21 protein-coding genes are annotated in these 21,099 nt (G+C 71.3%); 10 read left to right on the top strand and 11 right to left on the bottom strand.

Translation table 11 applies throughout. The features are described from left to right. Nucleotides 1–25: 25 nt before the first annotated feature. Nucleotides 26–1,645 carry a phosphoglucomutase (alpha-D-glucose-1,6-bisphosphate-dependent) gene (gene pgm / locus OVA28_RS07405; protein ID WP_268096413.1) on the top strand — a complete coding sequence of 540 codons (1,620 nt, stop codon included), beginning with the start codon at nucleotides 26–28 and terminating at the stop codon, nucleotides 1,643–1,645. A 24-nt stretch (nucleotides 1,646–1,669) separates the two neighbouring features. Here pgm and OVA28_RS07400 read toward each other — a convergent pair whose 3' ends face one another. Next, complete coding sequence (locus OVA28_RS07400) at nucleotides 1,670–2,947, bottom strand: glycoside hydrolase family 125 protein (protein ID WP_268096410.1); 1,278 nt, start codon at nucleotides 2,945–2,947, stop codon at nucleotides 1,670–1,672. Between the two features lie 204 nt (nucleotides 2,948–3,151). On the opposite strand from OVA28_RS07400, the gene OVA28_RS07395 reads away from it, so the two are divergent. Beyond that, a complete protein-coding gene (locus tag OVA28_RS07395; protein WP_268096409.1) occupies nucleotides 3,152–5,617 on the top strand; it encodes a DHA2 family efflux MFS transporter permease subunit in 2,466 nt (821 codons plus the stop codon). A 130-nt stretch (nucleotides 5,618–5,747) separates the two neighbouring features. Further along, on the top strand, nucleotides 5,748–6,032 hold the full coding sequence (locus tag OVA28_RS07390) for a GNAT family N-acetyltransferase (protein WP_268096408.1): 285 nt from the start codon (nucleotides 5,748–5,750) through the stop codon (nucleotides 6,030–6,032). A 114-nt stretch (nucleotides 6,033–6,146) separates the two neighbouring features. Here the strand turns inward: OVA28_RS07390 and OVA28_RS07385 are convergent, their stop codons facing one another. The 3 genes from OVA28_RS07385 to OVA28_RS07375 form a co-directional block, all read right to left on the bottom strand. Next, entirely contained in the window at nucleotides 6,147–6,476 is a 330-nt protein-coding gene (locus OVA28_RS07385; protein ID WP_268096406.1) for a hypothetical protein, read from the bottom strand. 99 nt (nucleotides 6,477–6,575) lie between these two features. Continuing rightward, on the bottom strand, nucleotides 6,576–7,625 hold the full coding sequence (locus OVA28_RS07380; protein ID WP_268096405.1) for a lipoate--protein ligase family protein: 1,050 nt from the start codon (nucleotides 7,623–7,625) through the stop codon (nucleotides 6,576–6,578). 48 nt (nucleotides 7,626–7,673) lie between these two features. Further along, nucleotides 7,674–8,540, bottom strand: a complete 867-nt coding sequence (locus tag OVA28_RS07375; RefSeq protein ID WP_268096403.1) for an alpha/beta hydrolase — start codon at nucleotides 8,538–8,540, stop codon at nucleotides 7,674–7,676. A 79-nt stretch (nucleotides 8,541–8,619) separates the two neighbouring features. Between OVA28_RS07375 and OVA28_RS07370 the strand changes: the two genes are divergently transcribed. The 3 genes from OVA28_RS07370 (at nucleotide 8,620) to OVA28_RS07360 (ending at nucleotide 11,124) form a co-directional block, all read left to right on the top strand. After that, entirely contained in the window at nucleotides 8,620–9,762 is a 1,143-nt protein-coding gene (locus OVA28_RS07370) for an inorganic phosphate transporter (protein ID WP_194661389.1), read from the top strand. Between the two features lie 11 nt (nucleotides 9,763–9,773). Then, on the top strand, nucleotides 9,774–10,043 hold the full coding sequence (locus tag OVA28_RS07365; RefSeq protein ID WP_194661390.1) for a hypothetical protein: 270 nt from the start codon (nucleotides 9,774–9,776) through the stop codon (nucleotides 10,041–10,043). 151 nt (nucleotides 10,044–10,194) lie between these two features. Further along, nucleotides 10,195–11,124 (top strand): acetamidase/formamidase family protein, encoded by a 930-nt coding sequence (locus OVA28_RS07360; RefSeq protein WP_268096402.1) that lies wholly within the window; start codon nucleotides 10,195–10,197, stop codon nucleotides 11,122–11,124. A gap of 234 nt (nucleotides 11,125–11,358) precedes the next feature. Here OVA28_RS07360 and OVA28_RS07355 read toward each other — a convergent pair whose 3' ends face one another. After that, nucleotides 11,359–12,111 (bottom strand): SDR family NAD(P)-dependent oxidoreductase, encoded by a 753-nt coding sequence (locus tag OVA28_RS07355; RefSeq protein ID WP_268096401.1) that lies wholly within the window; start codon nucleotides 12,109–12,111, stop codon nucleotides 11,359–11,361. Nucleotides 12,112–12,224: 113 nt separating this feature from the next. On the opposite strand from OVA28_RS07355, the gene OVA28_RS07350 reads away from it, so the two are divergent. Then, nucleotides 12,225–12,638, top strand: a complete 414-nt coding sequence (locus OVA28_RS07350; RefSeq protein ID WP_268096398.1) for a MarR family winged helix-turn-helix transcriptional regulator — start codon at nucleotides 12,225–12,227, stop codon at nucleotides 12,636–12,638. Next, entirely contained in the window at nucleotides 12,635–13,981 is a 1,347-nt protein-coding gene (locus OVA28_RS07345; protein ID WP_268096396.1) for an MFS transporter, read from the top strand. Before OVA28_RS07350 ends, OVA28_RS07345 begins: the two co-directional genes overlap by 4 nt. A 292-nt stretch (nucleotides 13,982–14,273) precedes the next feature. On the opposite strand, the gene OVA28_RS07340 is transcribed toward OVA28_RS07345, so the two are convergent. Then, nucleotides 14,274–15,170 carry an alpha-E domain-containing protein gene (locus OVA28_RS07340; protein ID WP_268096395.1) on the bottom strand — a complete coding sequence of 299 codons (897 nt, stop codon included), beginning with the start codon at nucleotides 15,168–15,170 and terminating at the stop codon, nucleotides 14,274–14,276. 133 nt (nucleotides 15,171–15,303) lie between these two features. On the opposite strand from OVA28_RS07340, the gene OVA28_RS07335 reads away from it, so the two are divergent. Together OVA28_RS07335 and OVA28_RS07330 are read left to right on the top strand one after the other, a co-directional pair. Then, complete coding sequence (locus tag OVA28_RS07335; protein WP_268096394.1) at nucleotides 15,304–15,852, top strand: MarR family winged helix-turn-helix transcriptional regulator; 549 nt, start codon at nucleotides 15,304–15,306, stop codon at nucleotides 15,850–15,852. A gap of 46 nt (nucleotides 15,853–15,898) precedes the next feature. Then, a complete protein-coding gene (locus tag OVA28_RS07330) occupies nucleotides 15,899–16,102 on the top strand; it encodes a hypothetical protein (RefSeq protein WP_268096393.1) in 204 nt (67 codons plus the stop codon). Nucleotides 16,103–16,115: 13 nt separating this feature from the next. Here the strand turns inward: OVA28_RS07330 and OVA28_RS07325 are convergent, their stop codons facing one another. From OVA28_RS07325 to recQ, 5 genes are all read right to left on the bottom strand, one after another. Beyond that, complete coding sequence (locus tag OVA28_RS07325) at nucleotides 16,116–16,958, bottom strand: NAD(P)-dependent oxidoreductase (protein WP_268096392.1); 843 nt, start codon at nucleotides 16,956–16,958, stop codon at nucleotides 16,116–16,118. 80 nt (nucleotides 16,959–17,038) lie between these two features. Then, complete coding sequence (locus OVA28_RS07320) at nucleotides 17,039–17,650, bottom strand: M23 family metallopeptidase (protein WP_268096391.1); 612 nt, start codon at nucleotides 17,648–17,650, stop codon at nucleotides 17,039–17,041. 280 nt (nucleotides 17,651–17,930) lie between these two features. Next, entirely contained in the window at nucleotides 17,931–18,278 is a 348-nt protein-coding gene (locus tag OVA28_RS07315; RefSeq protein ID WP_268096390.1) for a hypothetical protein, read from the bottom strand. 124 nt (nucleotides 18,279–18,402) lie between these two features. Next, nucleotides 18,403–19,146 (bottom strand): lysophospholipid acyltransferase family protein, encoded by a 744-nt coding sequence (locus OVA28_RS07310; RefSeq protein ID WP_268096389.1) that lies wholly within the window; start codon nucleotides 19,144–19,146, stop codon nucleotides 18,403–18,405. Nucleotides 19,147–19,227: 81 nt separating this feature from the next. Then, nucleotides 19,228–21,081, bottom strand: a complete 1,854-nt coding sequence (gene recQ, locus OVA28_RS07305) for a DNA helicase RecQ (protein WP_194660120.1) — start codon at nucleotides 21,079–21,081, stop codon at nucleotides 19,228–19,230. Nucleotides 21,082–21,099 lie beyond the last annotated feature (18 nt).

Here is a 21,099-nt window from a genome sequence, read left to right as displayed (position 1 = left end):
ACGCGGACGATGCCAGGATGGGCGCATGAACGACCGCGCCGGCACCCCCGCGACCGCAGACGACCTCGTCGACCTCGACGAACTCGTCTCCGCTTACTACAACCGTGTCCCGGACGTGTCCGTGCCCGAGCAGAAGGTGGTGTTCGGCACGTCCGGGCATCGCGGCTCCTCGCTCGACACCGCGTTCAACGACACCCACATCGCCGCCATCACGCAGGCGATCGTGGAGTACCGGCGCTCCCAGGGCACCGACGGCCCGCTCTTCATCGGCCGTGACACCCACGCCCTCTCCGGGCCCGCCGAGCGCACGGCGCTCGAGGTCCTCGCCGCGAACGACGTGCACGTGCTCGCCGACAGCGACAACGGCTACGTGCCGACCCCCGCGCTGAGCCACGCGATCATCCGCTACAACCGCGCGGGCAACACCGACACGGCGGACGGCATCGTCATCACGCCGAGCCACAACCCGCCCCGCGACGGCGGCTTCAAGTACAATCCCCCGCACGGCGGCCCCGCGGACAGCGACGCCACCTCGTGGATCGCGAACCGCGCGAACGCGATCATCGAGGGCGGCAACGCCGACGTGCAGCGGAGCGAGCACGCGACGCCCGACCGCTACGACTTCCTGCACACCTACGTGGCCGACCTCGAGAACATCATCGACATCGACGCCATCAAGCGCGCCGGCGTCAAGATCGGCGCCGACCCGCTCGGTGGGGCGTCGCTGCCGTACTGGAACGCGATCCGCGACCACTACGGCCTCGACCTGACCGTCGTGAACCCGGACGTCGACCCGACCTGGTCCTTCATGACGCTCGACTGGGACGGCAAGATCCGGATGGACCCGTCGAGCCCCTCTGCGATGGCCTCCGTGCTCGCGCACAAGGACGAGTTCGACGTGCTCACCGGCAACGACGCCGACTCCGACCGCCACGGCATCGTCACGCCGGACGGCGGCCTGATGAACCCGAACCACTACCTCGCCGTGGCGATCGAGTACCTCTACGCGCACCGTCCCCAGTGGCGCGACGACGCCGCCATCGGCAAGACCCTCGTGTCCTCGAGCATCATCGACCGCGTCGCCGAGTCCCTGGGCCGCCGTCTGTGGGAGGTCCCGGTCGGCTTCAAGTGGTTCGTGCCCGGTCTGATCGACGGCTCCGTGGCCTTCGGCGGCGAGGAGTCGGCCGGCGCCTCGTTCCTCCGCACCGACGGCACCGCGTGGACCACCGACAAGGACGGCATCATCCTGGCGCTCCTGGCGTCGGAGATCGTCGCGGTCACCGGCAAGACCCCGTCGCAGCTCTACACCGAGCTCACCGAGCGCTTCGGCGCCCCGGTCTACCAGCGTGTGGACGCCGCGGCCTCGAAGGAGCAGAAGGCCCGCCTGTCGAAGCTCGACGGCGACGCCATCACCGCCGAGACCCTGGCCGGCGACCCGATCACCGCGAAGCTGTCGAAGGCCCCCGGCAACGACGCGGCCGTCGGCGGCGTCAAGGTCGTCACGGACAAGGCGTGGTTCGCCGCCCGCCCGTCCGGCACCGAGGACGTCTACAAGATCTACGCCGAGAGCTTCGTGTCGCAGGAGCACCTCGAGCAGGTCCAGCGCGAGGCCAAGGAGATCGTGGACGCCGCCCTCGGCGCCTAGCGGTCCCCGGTCGGCGGCGGAGGGTCAGTCCTCCGCCGCCACCATCGCCAGTTCGCAGAACATCGCGTCCGCCCACGAGAACCACGGCCGCGAGAACTGTGTCGGGTCGTCGACGTCGAACGACTCGTGCATGTCCCCGGTGCCCGCGTCCGTCGCGACGAGCACGTCGAGGAGCTCGCGACGCCGCGATGCCGACCCCGACACCAGCCCCTCCACCGCGAGCGCGATCGGCCACACCCGATGCGGCAGCGTGTGTGGGCTCCCGATGCCCGCGGCCACGGACCCCGAGAACCAGAACGGGTTCGCCGCCGAGAGCACGAACGACCTGGTCGCCGCCCACACGGTGTCGTCGATGACCGACGGCGCCGACAGGGGCAACGACAGCAGCGACGGCGTGTTCGCGTCGTCCATCAGCAGCACCCCGCCGAGCCCGTCGACCTCGTACGCGTAGACGTCCCTGCCGTCCGGCCCCGGGACGACCCCGTGGCGCGCGACCCCTGCCGTGATCTCCGTCCGGAGCACGTCGGCCGCGTCGGCGAGTGCCCCGTCGGACCAGACCGCCCGAGCCAGCTCGGCGACGGCCAGGAGCGCCTGGGAAGCGAACAGGTTCGCCGGGACGTTGTAGCCGTACGTGCAGGCGTCGTCCGACGGTCGGAAGCCGCACCACGTCATGCCGGTCGGACCGACCGGGGTGCCTCGGCCGTCGCGGGCCAGGGTCTCAGTGGGGATCGCTCCCGCGCGGACGAACCGGTAGGCGGATGCGTCGTGGTCCTGCTCCGCCCGCCACTGCGCCACGATCGTGCGGAACACCCGGTGGGCGCGCTCGTCGAGGACGTCGGTCGTGCCGGTGCTGCGCCACAGCGCATGCGCGAAGGTCACCGGGTAGGCCAGGCTGTCGACCTCGTACTTCTGCTCCCACACGAGCGGGTCGGCATTCAGGTCGTCCTCGTCCCAGTGCATCCCGTTCGGCTCCCGGTTGAAGGAGTTGGCGTACGGGTCGTGGTCGACCAGCCGGAACTGCCGCCGCACGACGGACCACAGCAGGTCGGCGAGCGCCGGGCTCTCCCCGACCAGTCGCAGGTACGGCGTCATCTGCGTCGTGGAGTCGCGCAGCCACATCGCGGGGATGTCCCCCGTGATCACGAAGGCCCCGTCGTCGTCGAGGGAGATGGTCTCCCGCAGCGTCCGTGCGAGCGCCCGCTCCACGCGGTCCCCGACGTCGGTGCCGACCGCGGCGCGGACGCGGTCGGCGGCGGTGCGGAGCGTGGACAGGATCTCGTCGTCGAGGTGCGTCGTCGTCACCCGACCACCGTAGCGACACCGCGGGCGTAGCCTCGGGCGATCGGGGGTGGTCCGACGACGGACATCGCTGTGCCGCTCCCGTGTGGATCCCTGCCGATCCACTCAGGAAGCCGCTCCTGGACGACTGACTGGTTGCGGCAGATGTAACTTTGCAGACAGCGCAATTTTCTGACCACAGCGCCTCGGTACCGGGAGACCCTGCACATGACCCAGACGGCGACCGCCCCCGCGGGAACCACCACGGCGTCCAACGTCGTGATGAACCACCGACAGATCCTGCTCGTGATCTACGGCCTCATGGCCGGCATGTTCCTCGGTGCGCTCGACCAGACGATCGTCGGCACGGCGATCCGCACCATCGGCGACGACCTGCACGGGCTCGACCAGCAGGCCTGGGTGACCACGGCCTACCTGATCGCCTCCACGATCACGACGCCGATCTACGGCAAGCTCTCCGACATCTTCGGACGACGCCCGCTGTTCCTCACCGCGATCGGCATCTTCATCCTCGGCTCCTTCCTGGCGTCGTTCTCCAGCTCGATGCTCATGCTCGCCGGGTTCCGCGCGCTGCAGGGCCTCGGAGCCGGTGGTCTGATGTCGCTCCCCCTCGCGATCATGGGCGACATGCTCGCCCCCCGCGAGCGTGCGAAGTACCAGGGCTACTTCCTCGCCGTGTTCGGCATCTCGAGCGTCATCGGTCCGTTGGTCGGCGGCCTGTTCGCAGGCGCCAACCAGATCCTCTTCGTGTCCGGCTGGCGCTGGGTCTTCCTGATCAACGTGCCGGTCGGCGTCATCGCGCTGTTCATGGTCCTGACGTTCCTGCACCTGCCGAAGTTCGGTGACCGTGGCAAGCCGCGCATCGACTGGTGGGGCGCCACGCTCGTCATCACCACCCTCGTGCCGCTGCTCCTCATCGCCGAGCAGGGCCGCGAGTGGGGCTGGGCCTCCCCCGGTGCCATCGCCTGCTACGCGATCGGTGCGCTGGGGCTGATCGGGTTCATCATCGTCGAGCGCGCGATGGGCGACGACGCGATCCTGCCGCTGAAGCTCTTCGGGTCGCACGTCTTCTCGATGGCCGCGATCCTGTCCGTGCTCGTCGGGTTCGGCATGTTCGGCGCGATGCTGACCATCCCGCTGTACCTGCAGATCGTGAAGGGCGTGACCCCGACCGAGTCCGGCTTCGCGATGCTCCCGATGGTCATCGGTCTGATGATCTCCTCGATCGCGTCCGGCCAGATCGTCTCCCGCACGGGCAAGTACCGCATCTTCCCGGTCACCGGCACCGCGTTCACGGCCGTCGGCTTCACCGTGCTGACCTTCCTCACCGCGGACAGCTCCCTCGTGTTCCTGATGACGGGCATGTTCCTCATCGGGCTCGGCCTCGGCCAGCTCATGCAGACGCTGACCCTCGCCGCGCAGGGGTCGGTCAGCCCGCGGGACATCGGCGTCGCGACCAGTTCCGCGACGTTCTTCCGCCAGATCGGCGGCACGATGGGCACGGCCGTGCTGCTCTCGGTGCTGTTCACGCTCATGCCGACGAACATCACGACGGCCATGCAGAACAAGGCCGACCTGTCGAGTGCGCTGAACGCCGCCCTGACCCCGTCCGTCGCGAACGCCCGTGAGAACAAGGGCGTGATGGACAACATCTGGACCAAGATCGTCGACCCGGTCAAGCAGAACGTGCAGGACGGCCTCGACAAGGGCGCCGTCCAGGCCAAGCAGGCCGCCGACGACGCCGTGACGAAGCAGGTCACCGCCGCCGTGCAGCAGCAGGTCGCCGCGGGCACCGTCCCGGCGGCGGCAGCGCAGTCCGTCATCTCGGAGCAGGTCGCCGCTGCGACGCCGGCTGCCGAGCGCCAGGCACTGCAGACCGCAGCCAGCCGCGCGAACGCCGAGGTCGGCGACGGTGGCACCCTGCAGATCGACTACGCGAACGCCGCCCAGCGGGGGAACGTCGTCGACGAGGTCACCCCGACCCTCATCAAGCAGCTGAAGAACGGCGACTCCGCCGCGAACTCGTCCTCGAGCTCCGCGACGAGCGACACCTCGTTCCTCAACGGTGCCGACAAGCGCCTGACCCGTCCGTTCCTGGTCGGCTTCAGCAACTCGACGGTGACGGTGTACCTCGTCGGGCTCGGCGTGGTCCTCATCGCCTTCGTCCTGACGTGGTTCTTCCGCGTGCCGCCGCTGCGCAAGACCTCGGCGCTGCAGGAGCAGGCGGACACCGCCCGTGCCGCAGCTTCCGGTGGTGGCCGGAACGGTGACGGCGACGACGACCGCCTGACCGTCGACGCCCAGCAGGCCGCCGCAGGCTCGGGGGCACTCGTGTCGCCGGACACCGGGTCGATGCACGTGGTCCCGACCTCGCCGGACGTCCCCGCGCAGCCGCGGTCCGCCCGCTCCGTCGACGGCGGCGGCGTCTCGGTGCTGCCCCGACCGAGCGACACCCGGGCGCCCCTGCCCGACGCACCCACGCACGGCGCCCACTCGGCCGCTGCGCCGGTCGACGAGCCCGCCACCACGACGGGCGCCATCCGGACCCAGCACGCGGCGCACGCCGCCGGGTCGGACGCCGACCGCCCGGTCAGCGGGACCGATGCTGCCCAGCCGGGCACGGCCTCCCGTCCGGACGAGAGCGACCACCACGGCCGTCACTCGGCCGAGTAGCCGCACCGGAGCACGACCCAGAACGACGAAGCCGCTGTCAGACGACAGCGGCTTCGTCGTTCCGCGTCCGCCCTCGCCCGTCTCGACCGCCTCCACCGGGCGTCCGGGATCGCCGCGTAGCCTCGCGCGCATGGCTCTTGACGTCCGCAACGACACCGACCAGCAGCAGTACTCCCTCGTCGAGGACGGCGAGGTCATCGGCTTCGCCGCGTACGAGGTCGACGCCGACGAGATCCGCTTCGTGCACACCGAGGTCGAGCCCGCGCACCGCGGCGGCGGCCATGCGTCGATCCTCGTGCAGCACGCGCTGGACGACGTGCGCTCGGGCTCCTCACTCCGCGTCGTGCCGCAGTGCAGCTACGTCGCGGCGTGGATCGAGCGCCACCCGGACTACCAGGAGCTCACCACACGCTGACGGGCGCCGCGTCCCGTCGAGGGAGCAGCAACCGTCGCCTCGGCAACAGCGACGCGACATCGTCTGCTCCCTCGGCGCGCGAGCGCACCCGCCCGCGCTCCCGCGCTCCCTCGCTCAGTACGAGCGGTCGTGCGTCCCGGTGCTGCCGACGTGCCGTCCGGCCGGGCGCACCGCGGGCACGCGGATGAGCACGGTGCCGCTGAGCAGGTCGTGGTCGTCTCCGGCAGGCGTCGGGGCCTCCTTCGGGAGGCGCGACTGCCGTTCGTACTCGGCCTGCGTCTCGTGACGGGTCGGCGCGAAGACCTCGTCCATCATCGATGCGATGCCGCCGGATCCCCCGCTGTTGGTGGCCTTGTTCGACAGGTCGATCCACCCCAGGCGATCGGCGATCCACGTCACGAGGACCGCTGCGGCCATCGCCCCCAGGAGGATCATCCAGTTCACGGCAGTGACGCTACGTGACCGGATGCCTCACCGGATCAGCCGCGCGGAGGATGTTCGCGATCCGACATCCTCCGATCGGGCTGACGTCGTGCCCGTGGCTCAGGGAACGCGCTCGAGCCACTCCGACGTGGCGAACTTCGTCTCCACGAGCTCCCGCGCCTTGGCGCGCTCCTCGTCCGTGACCTCGCCGGGCGTCGCGCTGTACCGCTGCGTGAACGTGGCGATGAGCGAGTCGATGATGGCCGCCCGCGACAGCCCCGTCTGCGACCGCAGCGGGTCGACGCGCTTCGCGGCCGAGGTGGTCCCCTTGTCGCTCATCTTCTCGCGGCCGATGCGCAGGACCTCGACCATCTTCTCGCCGTCCATGTCGTAGCTCATGGTGGCGTGGTGGAGCAGGGCGCCCGTCCCGAGGCGCTTCTGTGCAGCCCCGCCGATCTTGCCCTTGGCCGAGGTGATGTCGTTGAGCGGCTGGTAGAACGCGTCGATGCCGAGGGCCTTGAGGGCCTCGATCACCCACTCGTCCAGGAACGCGTACGAGTCGGCGAACGTCATGCCCTGCACCAGGGCGGTCGGCACGTAGAGCGAGTACGAGATGATCGCGCCCGCGTCCATGAACATCGCGCCGCCGCCGGAGATCCGCCGGACGACCTGCACGCCGTACTTCTCGGCGCCGGCGGGGTCGACCTCGTTCTTCAAGGACTGGAAGCTGCCGATGACGACCGCGGGCTGGTCCCACTCCCAGATGCGCAGGGTGGGACCGCGGCGGCCGGCCCCCACCTCCTCCGTCAGGACCTGATCGAGCGCCAGGTGCTCGTTCGGGCTGATCGGGCCCTCGTGGACGACCTGCCAGTCGTAGTCGTTCCAGGTCGAGGCGCGCGACAGGGCGCGGCGGACGGCGACCCCGACGGACTCGGGGGTGAAGCCGAGCAGCACGGCGTCCTCGGGCAGCGCCGCGCGGACGGCGGCAGCGACACCGGCCGAGTCGGTCGTCGCGGGCAGGCCGTTCACGGCCGCGTCGATCAGGGGGAGCGCATCGTCTGGTTCGAGGAAGAAGTCCCCCGCCAGGCGGAACTCCTGGATGGTGTCGCCGACGACCTCCAGGTCGACGACGACGAGCTTGCCACCTGGGACCTTGTACTCACCATGCACGTCGTCAGCCTAATCCTGCGGTCGCCGCCACAGGCCGGACCGGCGTCGTCAATCCACCACCCGGTCGAGCCACTCGACCAGGTGACCGATGACCTCGTCCCGGTTCGTCTCGTTGTAGACCTCGTGCCGCGCGCCCTCGTACACCTGGACGGTCACGTCTGACAGCCGTCCGCGCCGTCGGTACGCCTGCGCCAGGCGCTGCACCGACCCCGGACCGCCGAGCGGGTCGTCGGACCCGACCTGCAGGAGCATCGGCAGGTCGTGCGGGATGCCGCGCCGCGGGACGCCGAGCAGGCGGAGGGTGTCCGCAAGGCCGAACAGCCCGATGACGTCGGCCTCGACCGCGAGCGGGTCGACCCCCATCGCGTCGATGACCGCCCGGTCGCGGGTCAGCCACTCGAACCGGGTCGGCCCGAGTGCCGCGTGCCGCTTGTTGAGGTCACCGCCGTTCATCGAGCCCGGCATCCGGTACGCGGAGCCCGAGAGGACGACGCCCTCGTACGACTCGCTCGACGTGTTCACGATCCGCTGGGCCATGAGTGACCCCCAGGAGTGTCCGAGGAGCACGAGCGGCAGGCCGGGGCTGTCAGCGCGTGCGACGGTGCTCATCTGCTCGACGGCGGCGATCGCGGCGCGGAGCCCGCCGGGACCGAGTCGTCCGAGCTTCGAGCGGTCGTCCTCCCACTGGAGGATGCCGGTGCGGCCGTGTCCGCGGTGGTCGTTCGCGACGACGGTGTAGCCCGATCGGACGAGGTCCTGCGCGAGCGGCTCGTACCGCAGGGAGTGCTCCCCGACGCCGTGGGCGAGCTGGACGATGCCCTTCGGTCGGCCGGCACGCCAGGTGGAGTAGACGATCTCGACGCCGTGCGCGTCGACGAACGAGGAGTCGCCGCGAGCAGCTGAGAACCTGGGCACGTGAGCATCCTCGCAGATGCTCGAACCTGTTCACCGCCCGTTCACCCGGCCGCGGCGCACCGGGCCTAGCGTCTCGCCCATGGACGTCCTCGTCACCGTCGTACTGGTGATCGTGGTGGCTCTCGTGTTCGACTTCACGAACGGCTTCCACGACACCGCGAACGCCATGGCCACCTCGGTCGCCACGGGAGCCCTCAAGCCCCGCACCGCTGTCATCATCTCCGCCGTCCTCAACCTGGTGGGCGCGTTCCTGTCCACCGAGGTGGCGAAGACCGTCTCTCAGGGCATCATCCGCGAGGGCCAGGACGGCATCCACATCTCCCCCACGATGATCTTCGCCGGGTTGGTCGGCGCCGTGCTCTGGAACCTCGGCACGTGGTACTTCGGCCTGCCGTCGTCCTCCACGCACGCGCTGTTCGGCGGGCTCATCGGCGCCTCGATCATCGGTGCCGGGCTGAACTCGGTCGACTGGGCCACCGTCGTCTCGAAGGTCGTGCTGCCCGCGCTGCTGTCCCCGGTCATCGCCGGGCTGATCGCGCTGGCCGCCACCTACCTGGCGTACACGATCACGAAGAACGCGACGACCCACGGCGCCGCGACCGGCTTCCGGCACGGGCAGACGATCTCGGCCTCACTGGTGTCGCTCGCGCACGGCACGAACGACGCGCAGAAGACCATGGGCGTCATCACGCTGACCCTCATCGCCGCGAACTACCAGCAGGCGGGCACCGGCCCCGAGATCTGGGTGATCCTGGCCTGCGGCCTGGCGATCGCGCTCGGCACGTACATGGGCGGCTGGCGCATCATGCAGACCGTCGGCAAGAAGATCTCCGACGTGCAGAGCCCCCAGGGATTCGCGGCGGAGACCAGCTCGGCCGCCACGATCCTGGTGTCCTCGCACCTCGGCTTCGCCCTCTCCACCACCCACGTCACGAGCGGCTCCGTCATCGGCTCCGGCCTCGGCAAGAAGCTCGCGGACGTGCACTGGGGCGTCGTCGGGCGCATCGTCATCGCCTGGGTGATCACGCTCCCGTCGGCCGCGGTGGTCGGTGGCCTGGCGACCTGGCTGGCCTCGACGTCGACGGTCGGGCTCGTGATCGTCGCGGTCCTGGCCCTCGCCGGTGGACTGACCTTCTACACCCTGGCCCGTCGCAAGCCGATCTCGGCGAGCGACGTCAACGAAGGCACCACGGAGCGCGAGCCCGTGGCTGCCGAGAGCTGAGAGGCACGCTGATGACCATCGACTTCTCCGCCATCGCCACCGTCGCAGGCGTCGGGTTCGTGTCGGCCGTGGGGGTCGTCCTGGTGTACACACTCGGCCTCCGACTGCTCGGGGTCGGTCAACCGGCCGATGCGGGCGGCGAGCGGACGCAGTACCGCGACGAGACGCCTCGGAGCGGGACGACGCCGCCGATCGCCCTCGCCGGCGCCGGGCTCTGCTTCGCGGTGTGCGTCGCCGCGGTCCTCTACGGCATCTGGATGACGATCCCCCAGTTCCACTGACCCGTGCGACGCCGGTGTCTCGCGAAGACACCGGCGTCTCGCGTACACACCGGCGTCTCCCGAAGACACCGGTGTCTCGCGTACACACCGGCGTCCCGCGTACACACCCCCGTCTCGCAGCGAGCACACCCCCGCCTGGGAGGATCGCCCCGTGACCCATCACCGCCTCGAGGCCTCCCCCACCACCGCCGTCGACGTCTTCACCGCCGAGCGCTCCCCCGTGCTGACGACCACCGCCGGGGACACCGTCACGGTCCACACGCTGAGCGCGGCCGGCTACACCGAACGCCAGCAGGAACCGGGCGTCGACGTCCCGACGCTGATCGACCCGCGCCGGGGCCACTGCCTGGTCGGCCCGATCGCGGTGGAGGGCGCCCGGCTCGGCCAGGTCCTCGCAGTCCACTTCGACGACCTCGTGCCCGATGACTGGGGCTACACCGGCTCGGGTGGCGTCGACACCGAGCTGAACCGGGCACTCGGACTCGCGGACCCGTCCACGCGCGGCCCGCTCCTCTGGGACGTCGACGTCGCAGCGGGCACCGCACGCAACCAGCTCGGGCTGGGGGTCCGCACCGCGCCGTTCCTCGGGGTCGTCGGCCTGCCACCGGAGCCCACCGGCGAGCACTCCACCATCCCGCCGCGCCCGGTCGGCGGCGGCAACATCGACTGCCGCGAGCTCGTGGCCGGCGCGACGCTGTACCTGCCCGTCACGGTCCCCGAGGCGCTGCTCTTCGTCGGCGACGGCCACGCGGCCCAGGGCGACGGCGAGGTCTCGGGCACCGCGGTCGAGTGCGGCATGACGACGACGATGACGCTCTCGCTCCTGGACACCGCACCGGTCGAGGGCATCCACGCCGACACCCCGGCCGGCCGCATCACGTTCGGCTTCGACGCCGACCTGAACGCCGCCACGGCGACCGCGCTCGACCGGATGGTCGACTGGATCGCCGGCACGCACGACATCACCCGCGCCGAGGCACTCGCCATGGCCAGCGTCGCCGTCAGCATGCGCGTCACCCAGGTCGCGAACCGCACCTGGGGCGTGCACGCCCTGCTCCCGCACGACGCGATCCTCGCGTAGTCAGACCCAGCGCCGGACTGGAGGCTCGGCGCAGGTTCCCGACGTCGGGAACCTGCGCCGAGCCTCCAGTCCGGCGCCCGTGGTGCGCGGTCCTTCCCACATCACCCGCGATGGAGAGTGCGATCGCGCGCAGGGGGTCAGAACATCCGACCTCCGACGCGCGATTCGACGTGCTCCGCGGGAAGCGGCAGCGCACGCGCGGAACGACCCACGCGCGCCCCGGCCCGCACAACCTCAGTGCGCGGAGTACCCGCCGTCGACCAGGTGGTAGCTCCCGCTGATGAACGAGGCCTTGTCGCTGAGCAGGAACAGCACCAGCGCGGCGACCTCGGCGTCGGTGCCGAGGCGCTTCGCGGCGTGCTCGGCCTCGAGCGCCGCGAGCTGCTCGGCCGACAGCGACGACCGCACCAGGGGCGTGTCGATGAAGCCCGGACCGACCGCGTTCGTGCGGATGCCCTGCGCCGTGTACTCGAGCGCCGCGACCTTCGTCAGGCCGACGAGCGCGTGCTTCGACGCCACGTAGGCGGCGTTCTGCGCGAGCCCGACCGAGCCGAGCACCGACGACATGTTCACGATGGCACCGCCACCGGAGGCGAGCATCGCCGGGATCTCGTAGCGCAGCCCGTAGAAGACGCCGTCGAGGTCGACCCCTCGCACGCGGTCCCACGCGGCGACGTCGTACTCGCCGATGGGCTGCGGGGCGGCGCCGATGCCGGCGTTGTTCACGGCGAGGTGCAGCCCGCCGTACGTGTCGACCGCGAACTGCACGGCGCGCTCGTTGTCGGCGGCGACGGCCGAGTTCGCCGTGAACGCCACGGCGGTCCCACCGGCCGCCTCGATCGCGCCGACGACCCGCTCGGCGGTGTCCTGCTTGATGTCGGTGACGACGACCTGCGCGCCCGCCGCAGCGAGCTCCTTCGCGATGGCCTCGCCGATGCCGCTGCCCCCACCGGTGACGATGGCGACCTTGCCCTCGAACTCGGACATGACCTGCTCCAATCCTCGGCAACACCTGTTGCCTACACATCGCACGATACACCGGTGATGCGCCCTGCGGCCCAACCAGTTCGTTCACTGAACTAATGAGTTAGGCTGACGACGTGACCCACCTGAGCACCGACTTCCGCGTGGCCGTGAACCGGCTGTCCCGGACGCTGCGTGCGCAGAAGGCCGACAACACGATGAGCGACGCCGTGTTCTCCGCGCTCGCACGACTGCACCGCGAGGGCCCGCTGTCCCTGGCGGACCTCAGTCGGCACGAGGGCGTCACCCCACCGTCGATGACGAAGACCGTCGCCGCCCTGGTCGAGCTCGGCCTGGCGACGAAGGCCGACCACGGGGACGACCGCCGCAAGGTGCTCATCGCGACCACCCCGGCCGGAGCGGACTTCGTCGTCGAGACCCGACGACGCCGTGACGACTGGCTCACCCCGCGCCTCGCGGTGCTCACTCCCGCCGAACGCCGCGTGCTCACCGAGGCCACCGACATCATGAGGAGGCTGGCCCAGCCGTGACCGCCATGTTCCGGTCCCTGTCGGGACGCAACTACCGCATCTGGTTCGCCGGGGCCCTGGTGTCCAACGTCGGCACCTGGATGCAGCGCACCGCGCAGGACTGGATCGTCCTGACGCAGCTCACCCACAACGACGCCATCGCGGTCGGCACCACGATGGCGCTGCAGTTCGGGCCGCAGCTCCTGCTCCTCCCCTGGACCGGGCTGGTCGCCGACCGCTTCGACCGCCGCCGCACGCTCATGGTCACGCAGGCGCTGATGGGCCTGCTGGGCCTGGGCCTCGGCATCATGGTCGTCACCGAGACGGCGACCCTGCTCTGGCTGTACGGCTTCGCCCTGGCGCTCGGCATCGTGGCCGCCTTCGACACCCCGGTCCGCCAGGCCTTCGTGTCCGACGTGGTGACCGGCGAACAGGTCTCGAACGCGGTCGCGCTGAACTCGGCCTCGTTCAACGCCGCCCGGCTCATCGGCCCTGCGGTCGCCGGCGTGATGATCGCCGCGGTCGGGTCCGGCTGGGTGTTCATCATCAACGCGGCGTCGTTCGCGGCCGTCCTCGGCGCCCTGGCGTTCGTCGACCCCGAACAGCTCGCCGACCGACCGAAGGCGAAGCGCGGGAAGGGCCAGATCATCGCGGGCTTCCGGTACGTCCGCACCAGACCCGACATCATCGTGGTCCTCGCGATGATCTTCGTCGTCGGCACGTTCGGCGTGAACTTCCCGATCTTCACGTCGACGATGGCGCGGGTGGAGTTCCACAAGGGCGCGAGCGAGTTCGGCCTGCTCAGCTCCGTGATGGCGGTCGGCTCGGTGCTCGGCGCGCTCCTGTCCGCCCGCCGTGACCGCCCCCGGATGCGCCTGCTCGTCATCGCGTCCGGCGGGTTCGGGCTCGCGTGCACGGCGGCGGCCCTCGCTCCGACCTACTGGACCTTCGCGATCGTGCTCGTCTTCGTCGGCCTGGCGTCGCTGACGTTCATGACCACCGCGAACGCCCTCGTCCAGACCACCACCTCCGCGGCGATGCGTGGCCGTGTGATGGCGCTCTACATGGCCATCTTCGCCGGCGGCACCCCCATCGGCGCCCCCGTCGTCGGCGCCGTCGCGGACGCCTTCGGCCCCCGCTGGGCGATCGGCGTCGGTGCCGCGTCCGGCTTCGTCGCGCTGGCCATCGCGCTCGTCTGGCTGGTCCGCCACGAGCACTTCCGCCTGCGGTACGACGCCGACTCGCGGCTCCACCTCGCCGTCACCCACTCGATCCCGGTCGTCGGCGCGCCGAGGTCAGCTACCGAGGTCCGACGTGACCTGCAGCGGGACGAGGCCCTCGCCGACCGTTCCAGCGCCTCCTGACGGTCCGGCACCCCGCCGGACGGGAGGCTCCCCACCGGTCCGCCACCGAGCCTCCCGTCCGGTGGGTGCCACCGTCCGGTGGGTGCCATTGCAGCAGCGCGGCGGAAGCGACACCGTTCGTGCATGTGCGCGTCGCACCCGTGCCCGTCGTGTCGCTCGATGCGCACGTACCCGATGCGGCCGCATGGGGCGACACGGTCGGTGCGGACGCGCGTCGCGATCCTCGCTGCCCTGCCGCCCGATGCGACCACATGCAGCGACACCCCGCGTGCGGCAGCGCACGCGACCGACGTCAGCGAGCGGGTTCGGCGACCGCGAAGACGCGGTCCTCGAGCGCAGCGGCGACGCGTTCGGCGACCGCGGCCAGTCGGGCACCGGCAGTCCTGGCTGCGTCGACGGCCTCGGCCGGAGGGATCTGCTGCAGAGCGCGCCGGGCGTCACGGAGGTCGGCGAGTTCCTCCGTGACGACGCTCGAGGCGACGTCCGCCAGGCACTCCTCGGCACGCTGCGTCAGGAACAGCACCGAGCGGGGACTGCGTTCGTCGAGGAGCAGGAACGCTGCCGCCTCGGTGGCGGGTGCGCCCGGGTGGGACCCGCGGTGGAAGGCCTCACCGGCGCCGCACGCCCGGAGTGCCGTGCCCCATGACGTGGCGGACGTGGGTTCGAGCAGGTCGGACGCCAGGAGCCGCGCGGTGGCGGCGCAGCGGGCCAGGGACCGGCCGAGCGTGAAGAACTCCCAGACCTCGTCACGGCTGGCGTCGCCCTCGACCACGCCGATCGCGAGGGCGCTCCGTTCGCGCACCCAGCCGAGGAACTCGTGCTCCCGGCCGGAGGCGATCTTGCGGGGCATCCGCGAGCGCGTGACGTTGAGACAGTCCCACAGCTCGGTCGAGACGACGTCCCGCGCTCGGCGGGCGTCGTCCCGCGCCACGGCCACGGCGTTCGCGATGGACGCGGGTTCGTGCCGGTCGAGTGCGAGTGCCTCGAGGGTCGTCGAGCGGTCGAGGACGGTCGCGGGACGGATGGCCGCACCGGCGACGACGCGCAGTTCCCGAGCGATCGCCGGCTCTCCGGCTCCCGTGGCCGGATCGGACCGCGTCAGGTAGACGTCGAGCAGCCGCGCGATGACGTCTGCCCGCTCGACCGCCGCACCGACGCGGAACACACTCCCGGCGAGTCGGCTCAGCACCGCGGCTCCTGCATGCCGTGAACCTACTGACCCCGCATTGCGTCGGTGTTTCGAGGCCGCGTCACGGGTGTTGCGAGCGCGCGGACTGGCTCGGTCGCTAGACAACCTAACTAGAGGGCCTAGAATCTCGACCATGAGTTCCGAGGTGACGACGAACACCACGGGGTACTGGTACGGCAACGGGTCCCGGGTCGACGCGGTGGACGTGCTGAACGCCCTTCGGCGCTACCGCACGGCCGAGAGCGCCGCTCAGCGTCGTGCGCGAGAGGCCCTGGGGATCGGCGAGAACGCGCTCCTGGCACTCCGGGTCCTGGTCGACGCCGAGGCCGACGGCCACGCGGTGAACGCCAAGGAGCTCGCGGAACGCCTGCAGATCACGCCGGCGTCGACGTCCGCCCTCGTGGACCGACTCGTGCAGAGCGGCCACGTCGAGCGCCGCCCGGACCCGAGCGACCGACGGGGCGTCATCCTCAGTGCCTCGGGGTCGTCGATGCGCCGTGCCATCACCGTCATCGACGAGCTGGACACCCGCGCGTTCGCCGTCGCCGAGCACCTGCCGTCGGTGGACATGGCCGTCGTCGTGGAGTTCCTCGAGGAGATGACCTCCGTCGTCGACGAGATCGACGCCGACAAGACGGCCAGGCGCGCTGACGGACCCCGCTCGGTGCCCCCGCAGGCGTAGCCCAGCACGCACACTCGGCTCACCACGGCACGCGTAGCCTGCAGTCATGACGGAAGCCCGGCCGCACGAGCCCGAGGACGACATGCCCCTCGCAGAACTCGACGCCCGAGCGCGCGCGAACGCCGCACTCCGGCGCATCCGGGACGGCTCCGACCCGGCTCGTGAGGCCTTCGACCTGGCGAACACGATGAACGACGAAGCCGTCGGACGCCTCGGGACGAGGCTCCGACGGCTCTTCCGTCGCGACTAGTGCGGCGTGCTGCTCAGAAGGCCGTGCTGACCGCCGCGATGTCGTCCTTGCCGTGGCCGGCAGCGCTGGAGTCCGCGTAGACCCGACCGAGCGCGTCGAGGAGCGTCGTCGACACCCCGTTCGCCCGGGCGGCATCGGTGATGAGGGCGATGTCCTTCCGGAGGCCGTCGAGGGCGAACTGCGCGGGGAACTCCCCGGCCATCATCGACGCGCCCTTCGTGTGCGCGTAGGCGGAGTCGCTCGCCGAGCCCTCGATCGCCTGGAGGAAGAGTGCCGGGTCGATGCCGAGTCCCCGCGCGATGGCGAGGGACTGTCCGGTCGCCGCCGTGATCGACGCGATCCAGGCGTTGGCGGCGAGCTTCAGCGCGGTGCCCTCGCCGACGCGCTCACCGGCGCGGACGGTCTTGGCGCCGATCGCGTCGAGCACCGGGTCGATGGCGTCCAGCGTCGCCGCGGGACCGGCGGCGAGCATCGTCAGCTTGCCCTGCTCCGCCGGGGTCTTCGTGCCGAGCATCATGGCCTCGACCAGGGTGATGCCGTACTTCGCCGCGATCTGCACGACGGTCTCGCTGCCCTCGACCCCGACCGTCGAGGCCTGCACCCAGACGGCGTCCGTCGGTGCGTCCCCGGCTGCCTGCTCGAGGACGTCGACCACCGCGTCGGCGTCGAAGAGCGTCAGCAGGACGACCTCGGCCTCGGCGACGGCGCTGCCCGCGTCGTCAGCGACGGTCGCACCGTGCTCGGCGAGGGGCTCGGCGCGCTCCCGGCTCCGGTTCCACACCGTCACGTCGTGTCCCTCGCGGAGGAGCGACTGCGCCACCCCGGCCCCCATGGCTCCTGTTCCCAACACCGTCACGCGCACCGTGTGTCTCCGTCCTGCCGGTCGGCTCGGTGCCGACGGCTCGTCGAACGGTACGCGGCGACGACGCCCGGTTCTCAGAGGAGCCCGTGGGCCCCGAGCCAGACCGCCGGGTCGACCGGGCGGCCCGACACGATGACCTCGAAGTGCAGGTGCGGACCGGTCGAGACGCCGGTGTTGCCGACCGCCCCGATGCGCTCCCCCGCGGTCACGACCTGCCCGACACGGACGGCGATCTGGGACAGGTGTCCGTAACGCGTCTGCAGGCCGTCGGCGTGCTGCACGAGGACCTGGTTGCCGTACCCGCCGAGCACGCCGGCCGACACGACCACGCCGGACATCGCCGCGACGGCCGGGGTGCCGATGGGTGCTGCGAAGTCGAGCCCCTCGTGGTTCGTCGAGCACGCCGCACAGCCGTCGACCCAGCGCGACCCGAAGCCACCCGCCGCGGGGACGGAGCCGTCGACCGGACGGACGACGGAGTCACCCGCCGGGAGCGCTGCGCCGAGGATGCCGCGCGGCACCCGGCTCGGTGCCCGCTGGACGGAGAAGCCGTCGCGGTCCGTGTCGATGTCCACGGACCCTGCGGCGCGGTACTCCTGCGCGTCCATCGCGGCGATCGGAGCGGTGGGCTCCGACACGGCGTCGGTCGGCGTCGCGAGGGCTGACTGCGGTGAGGCAACCGTCACGAACAGGCATGCAGCGACCGCACTGGCCGTCAGCGGGACGGCCCGACGGTGCCGACGAGCTGTCAGCGGGACGGCCGGGCGCCGAGGCGTGGGCTCCGGCACGGCGGGAGGGGACACCGCCGTACCGGAGGACTGGGACGGACCCGTGGCAGGTCCGGAGCTGCGAGATGGACGCGACGACCGCGATGTCCGTGCCGCCGCGGTGTTCGCTGCGCGGCGTTCGGCCCCGCGCGGGCGCTTCGGCAGCGCGTCGTTCGTCGCCATCGGGCAGCGGAGCGGGTCAGACGCGGACAGCGCCGTCGGCGTGGATGCGGTCGAGCTCCACCGCGACGGCGTCCACGACGGCGCGGGTCACGGCGTCGGCGACGGCTTCGACCAGCACGAACTGCTCGGGGCGGACGCTGACCACCTGCGGGAGCGCGGAGGCGACCCGGACGGGGATGTCGTCGATCGCGGCGACGAGGGCGGCGGGGACGAGCGTGGACCGCGTCGCGGCGACCGGGGCGGACAGCGGCGAGGTCGGAGCAGTGGCGGGCTGTGCAACAGGGGTCGTGGTGCGGCGTGGTCCGGCAGAGGCGGCACGGTCATGCCGCCGGGAGACGGCGTCGAAGAGCGGGGTGGAGGACATGCTGCTGACCTTCCGATCACGGGGTGAGGTCCCTGTTCCGTGTTCGGGCGGCGGGACCGTGCCCAGCGCGGGCACGGTCCCCATTCAAGCACTGATATTTCGTATCTGCAATAGCGGCAGGTGCTCAGTCGGGTTCTACGGCTTCGCTCGGGTCATCCCGGTGCAGTGCCCGACGGACCCGCTCGACGATGGTGGCGGGCGGGTTGTTGTAGGCGTTCGCGGGCTCCTGACCGCTCATCGCCTGGATCGCCGCCATCACCGCGTCGGTCGCGTGCCGACGTGCACGTCCGGACGAGGCCTCGCCGAAGGACGACAGGTCGAGCGGCTCCCCGAACTCGATCGTCACCCGCGCGAGCTTCGGGACACGGGCGCCGACGGGCTGCACGTCCTCGGTCCCGGTGAGCGCGACGGGCACGACGGGCGCTCCGCTCGTCAGGGCCAGCCAGGCGACACCGGTCCGCCCGCGGTAGATCCGGCCGTCGAGCGACCGGGTGCCCTCCGGGTAGATCGCGAAGGCCTCACCCTCCTGCAGGCGGGCGAGCCCGAGGTCGAGGGCTTGCTGCGCCGCAGCACCCGCGCCACGCTCGACGCCGATCGCCCCGATCGCCCCGAAGAACGCGCGGGAGACACCACCGCGGAACCCCGTCCCGGTGAAGTACTCCTGCTTCGCCAGGAACGACACCTTGCGCGGGGCCATGATCGTGATCGCCGGGGAGTCGATGAAGGACCGGTGGTTGCTCGCCAGGATGACCGCGCCGCGCTTCGGGACGTTCTTCCGCCCGACGATCCTGGGGCGCCAGAGCACCCGTGCGAGCGGTGCCACCACCCCACGACCGAGCACGGTGGCGAACAACGACGAACCGGACACCTGCAGCCTCCTCGGGGCGGGAGGTACCGAGTGTAGCCACGGGCCGAGGACGCACATGCCGACAGCGGCATGTGCCCCGGGTCACTCCGCGGCGGCCACCACGTCGAGCACGGCACGGCCGTAGGACTCGAGCTTCGCAGCACCGACGCCGGAGATCTCGGCGAGCTGGTCGACGTCGGACGGACGGACTGCCGCGATCCCCCGGAGGGTCGCGTCGTTGAAGACCACGTACGCGGGGACGCCCTGCTCGCGAGCCTGCGCCGCGCGCCATGCCCGCAGTGCCTCGAACAGGCCGACGGCTTCCTGCGGCATGTCGGACACGACTGTCCGACGACCACGGCTGGCTCGGGGCGCCTTGACCGGGTCACGACGCATGAGCACCTGCACGCGACCGGCGAGGACCTCGGCGCTGCTCTGGCTGAGGACGAGCGTGCCGAAGCCGTCGCTCGACACGGCGGCGTAGCCCTGCGCGAGGACCTGTCGGGCCACGGTGCGCCACTCGGCCTCGGACAGGTCCGCGCCGATGCCGAAGGTGGCGAGGGACTCGTGCTTGAGCTCCTGCACACGCGGCGACTGCTTGCCCACGAGGATGTCGACGAGGTGGGCGACGCCGTACCGCTGGCCGCGCTCGCGGTCGAGCCGCACGATGGTCGACAGGAGCTTCTGCGCGGGCACGGTGCCGTCCCACGACTCGGGCGGGGCGATGCACGTGTCGCAGTTGCCGCACGCCGTGGACTCCTGCCCGAAGTACGCGAGCAACCGCACCCGGCGGCACTCGATCGTCTCGCAGAGCGCCAGCATGGCGTCGAGGTGCGCGCTGAGCTGGCGGCGGTGGGCGGCGTCGCCCTCGGACTGGTCGATCATCCGGCGCTGCTGCACGACGTCGTTCAGCCCGTACGCCAACCACGCGGTGGAGGGCTGACCGTCACGCCCGGCACGGCCGGTCTCCTGGTAGTAGCCCTCGACCGACTTCGGCAGGTCGAGGTGGGCGACGAAGCGGACGTCGGGCTTGTCGATGCCCATGCCGAACGCGATCGTGGCGACCATCACGATGCCGTCCTCGCGCAGGAAGCGGGACTGGTTGCGCTCGCGGACCCGGACGTCGAGGCCCGCGTGGTACGGCAGCGCGGGGATGCCCTGGTCGACGAGCGCCGCGGCCGTGCGCTCGACCGAGTTGCGCGACAGGCAGTACACGATGCCGGCGTCGCCCTTGTGCTCGGTGCGGATGAACGTCAGCAGCTGCTGGAGCGCGCCCGTCTTGGGTTCGATCCGGTACTGGATGTTCGGTCGGTCGAAGTCGGCGACGAAGTGCTCGGCGTCGTCCAGCCCGAGGCGGCCGGAGATCTCGCGGTGCGTCTGCGGGGTGGCCGTGGCGGTGAGCGCGATCCGCGGCACCGTCGGCCAGCGCTCGTGCAGGACGCTCAGCTCGAGGTAGTCCGGGCGGAAGTCGTGGCCCCACTGCGCGACACAGTGGGCCTCGTCGATCGCGAACAGGGCGATGCGGGCGCGGTCGAGCAGTGCACGGGTGGACTCGAGCCGGAGTCGTTCGGGCGCGAGGTAGAGCATGTCCACCTCGCCCTGCACGACGGCACGCTCGACCCGGGCACGCTCGTCGGGGCCCTGCGTGGAGTTGAGGAACGCGGCCTTGACGCCGTTCGCTGCGAGGGCGTCGACCTGGTCCTGCATCAGGGCGATCAGCGGCGAGACGACGACCCCGACGCCGTCGCGGACGAGCGCGGGCACCTGGTAGCAGAGCGACTTGCCGCCACCCGTGGGCATGAGGACCAGGGCGTCCTGCCCGGACACCACGCGGTCGATGATCGACGCCTGTTCCCCGCGGAAGTCGTCGTACCCCCACACCCGGTGCAGGACGTCGAGCGCCGCGGTGCGCGACGGGGACGCGTCGGGCACGACGGCGGCCGAGGTGGTGCTCATGCGTCCAGCCTACGGGCG

Origin of the sequence: Curtobacterium sp. SL109 (assembly GCF_026672405.1) — a bacterium.
Taxonomy (GTDB): domain Bacteria; phylum Actinomycetota; class Actinomycetes; order Actinomycetales; family Microbacteriaceae; genus Curtobacterium.
This window is presented reverse-complemented; position numbering and strand designations above follow the sequence as displayed.

Bases quoted from the DNA above. Each gene is read 5' to 3' on its own strand.
- OVA28_RS07365 (WP_194661390.1), top strand. From the start codon at position 9,774: ATGACCATCGACTTCTCCGCCATCGCCACCGTCGCAGGCGTCGGGTTC.
- recQ (WP_194660120.1), bottom strand. From the start codon at position 21,081: ATGAGCACCACCTCGGCCGCCGTCGTGCCCGACGCGTCCCCGTCGCGC.
- OVA28_RS07370 (WP_194661389.1), top strand. From the start codon at position 8,620: ATGGACGTCCTCGTCACCGTCGTACTGGTGATCGTGGTGGCTCTCGTG.
- OVA28_RS07315 (WP_268096390.1), bottom strand. From the start codon at position 18,278: ATGTCCTCCACCCCGCTCTTCGACGCCGTCTCCCGGCGGCATGACCGT.
- OVA28_RS07395 (WP_268096409.1), top strand. From the start codon at position 3,152: ATGACCCAGACGGCGACCGCCCCCGCGGGAACCACCACGGCGTCCAAC.
- OVA28_RS07390 (WP_268096408.1), top strand. From the start codon at position 5,748: ATGGCTCTTGACGTCCGCAACGACACCGACCAGCAGCAGTACTCCCTC.
- OVA28_RS07330 (WP_268096393.1), top strand. From the start codon at position 15,899: ATGACGGAAGCCCGGCCGCACGAGCCCGAGGACGACATGCCCCTCGCA.
- pgm (WP_268096413.1), top strand. From the start codon at position 26: ATGAACGACCGCGCCGGCACCCCCGCGACCGCAGACGACCTCGTCGAC.
- OVA28_RS07335 (WP_268096394.1), top strand. From the start codon at position 15,304: ATGAGTTCCGAGGTGACGACGAACACCACGGGGTACTGGTACGGCAAC.
- OVA28_RS07355 (WP_268096401.1), bottom strand. From the start codon at position 12,111: ATGTCCGAGTTCGAGGGCAAGGTCGCCATCGTCACCGGTGGGGGCAGC.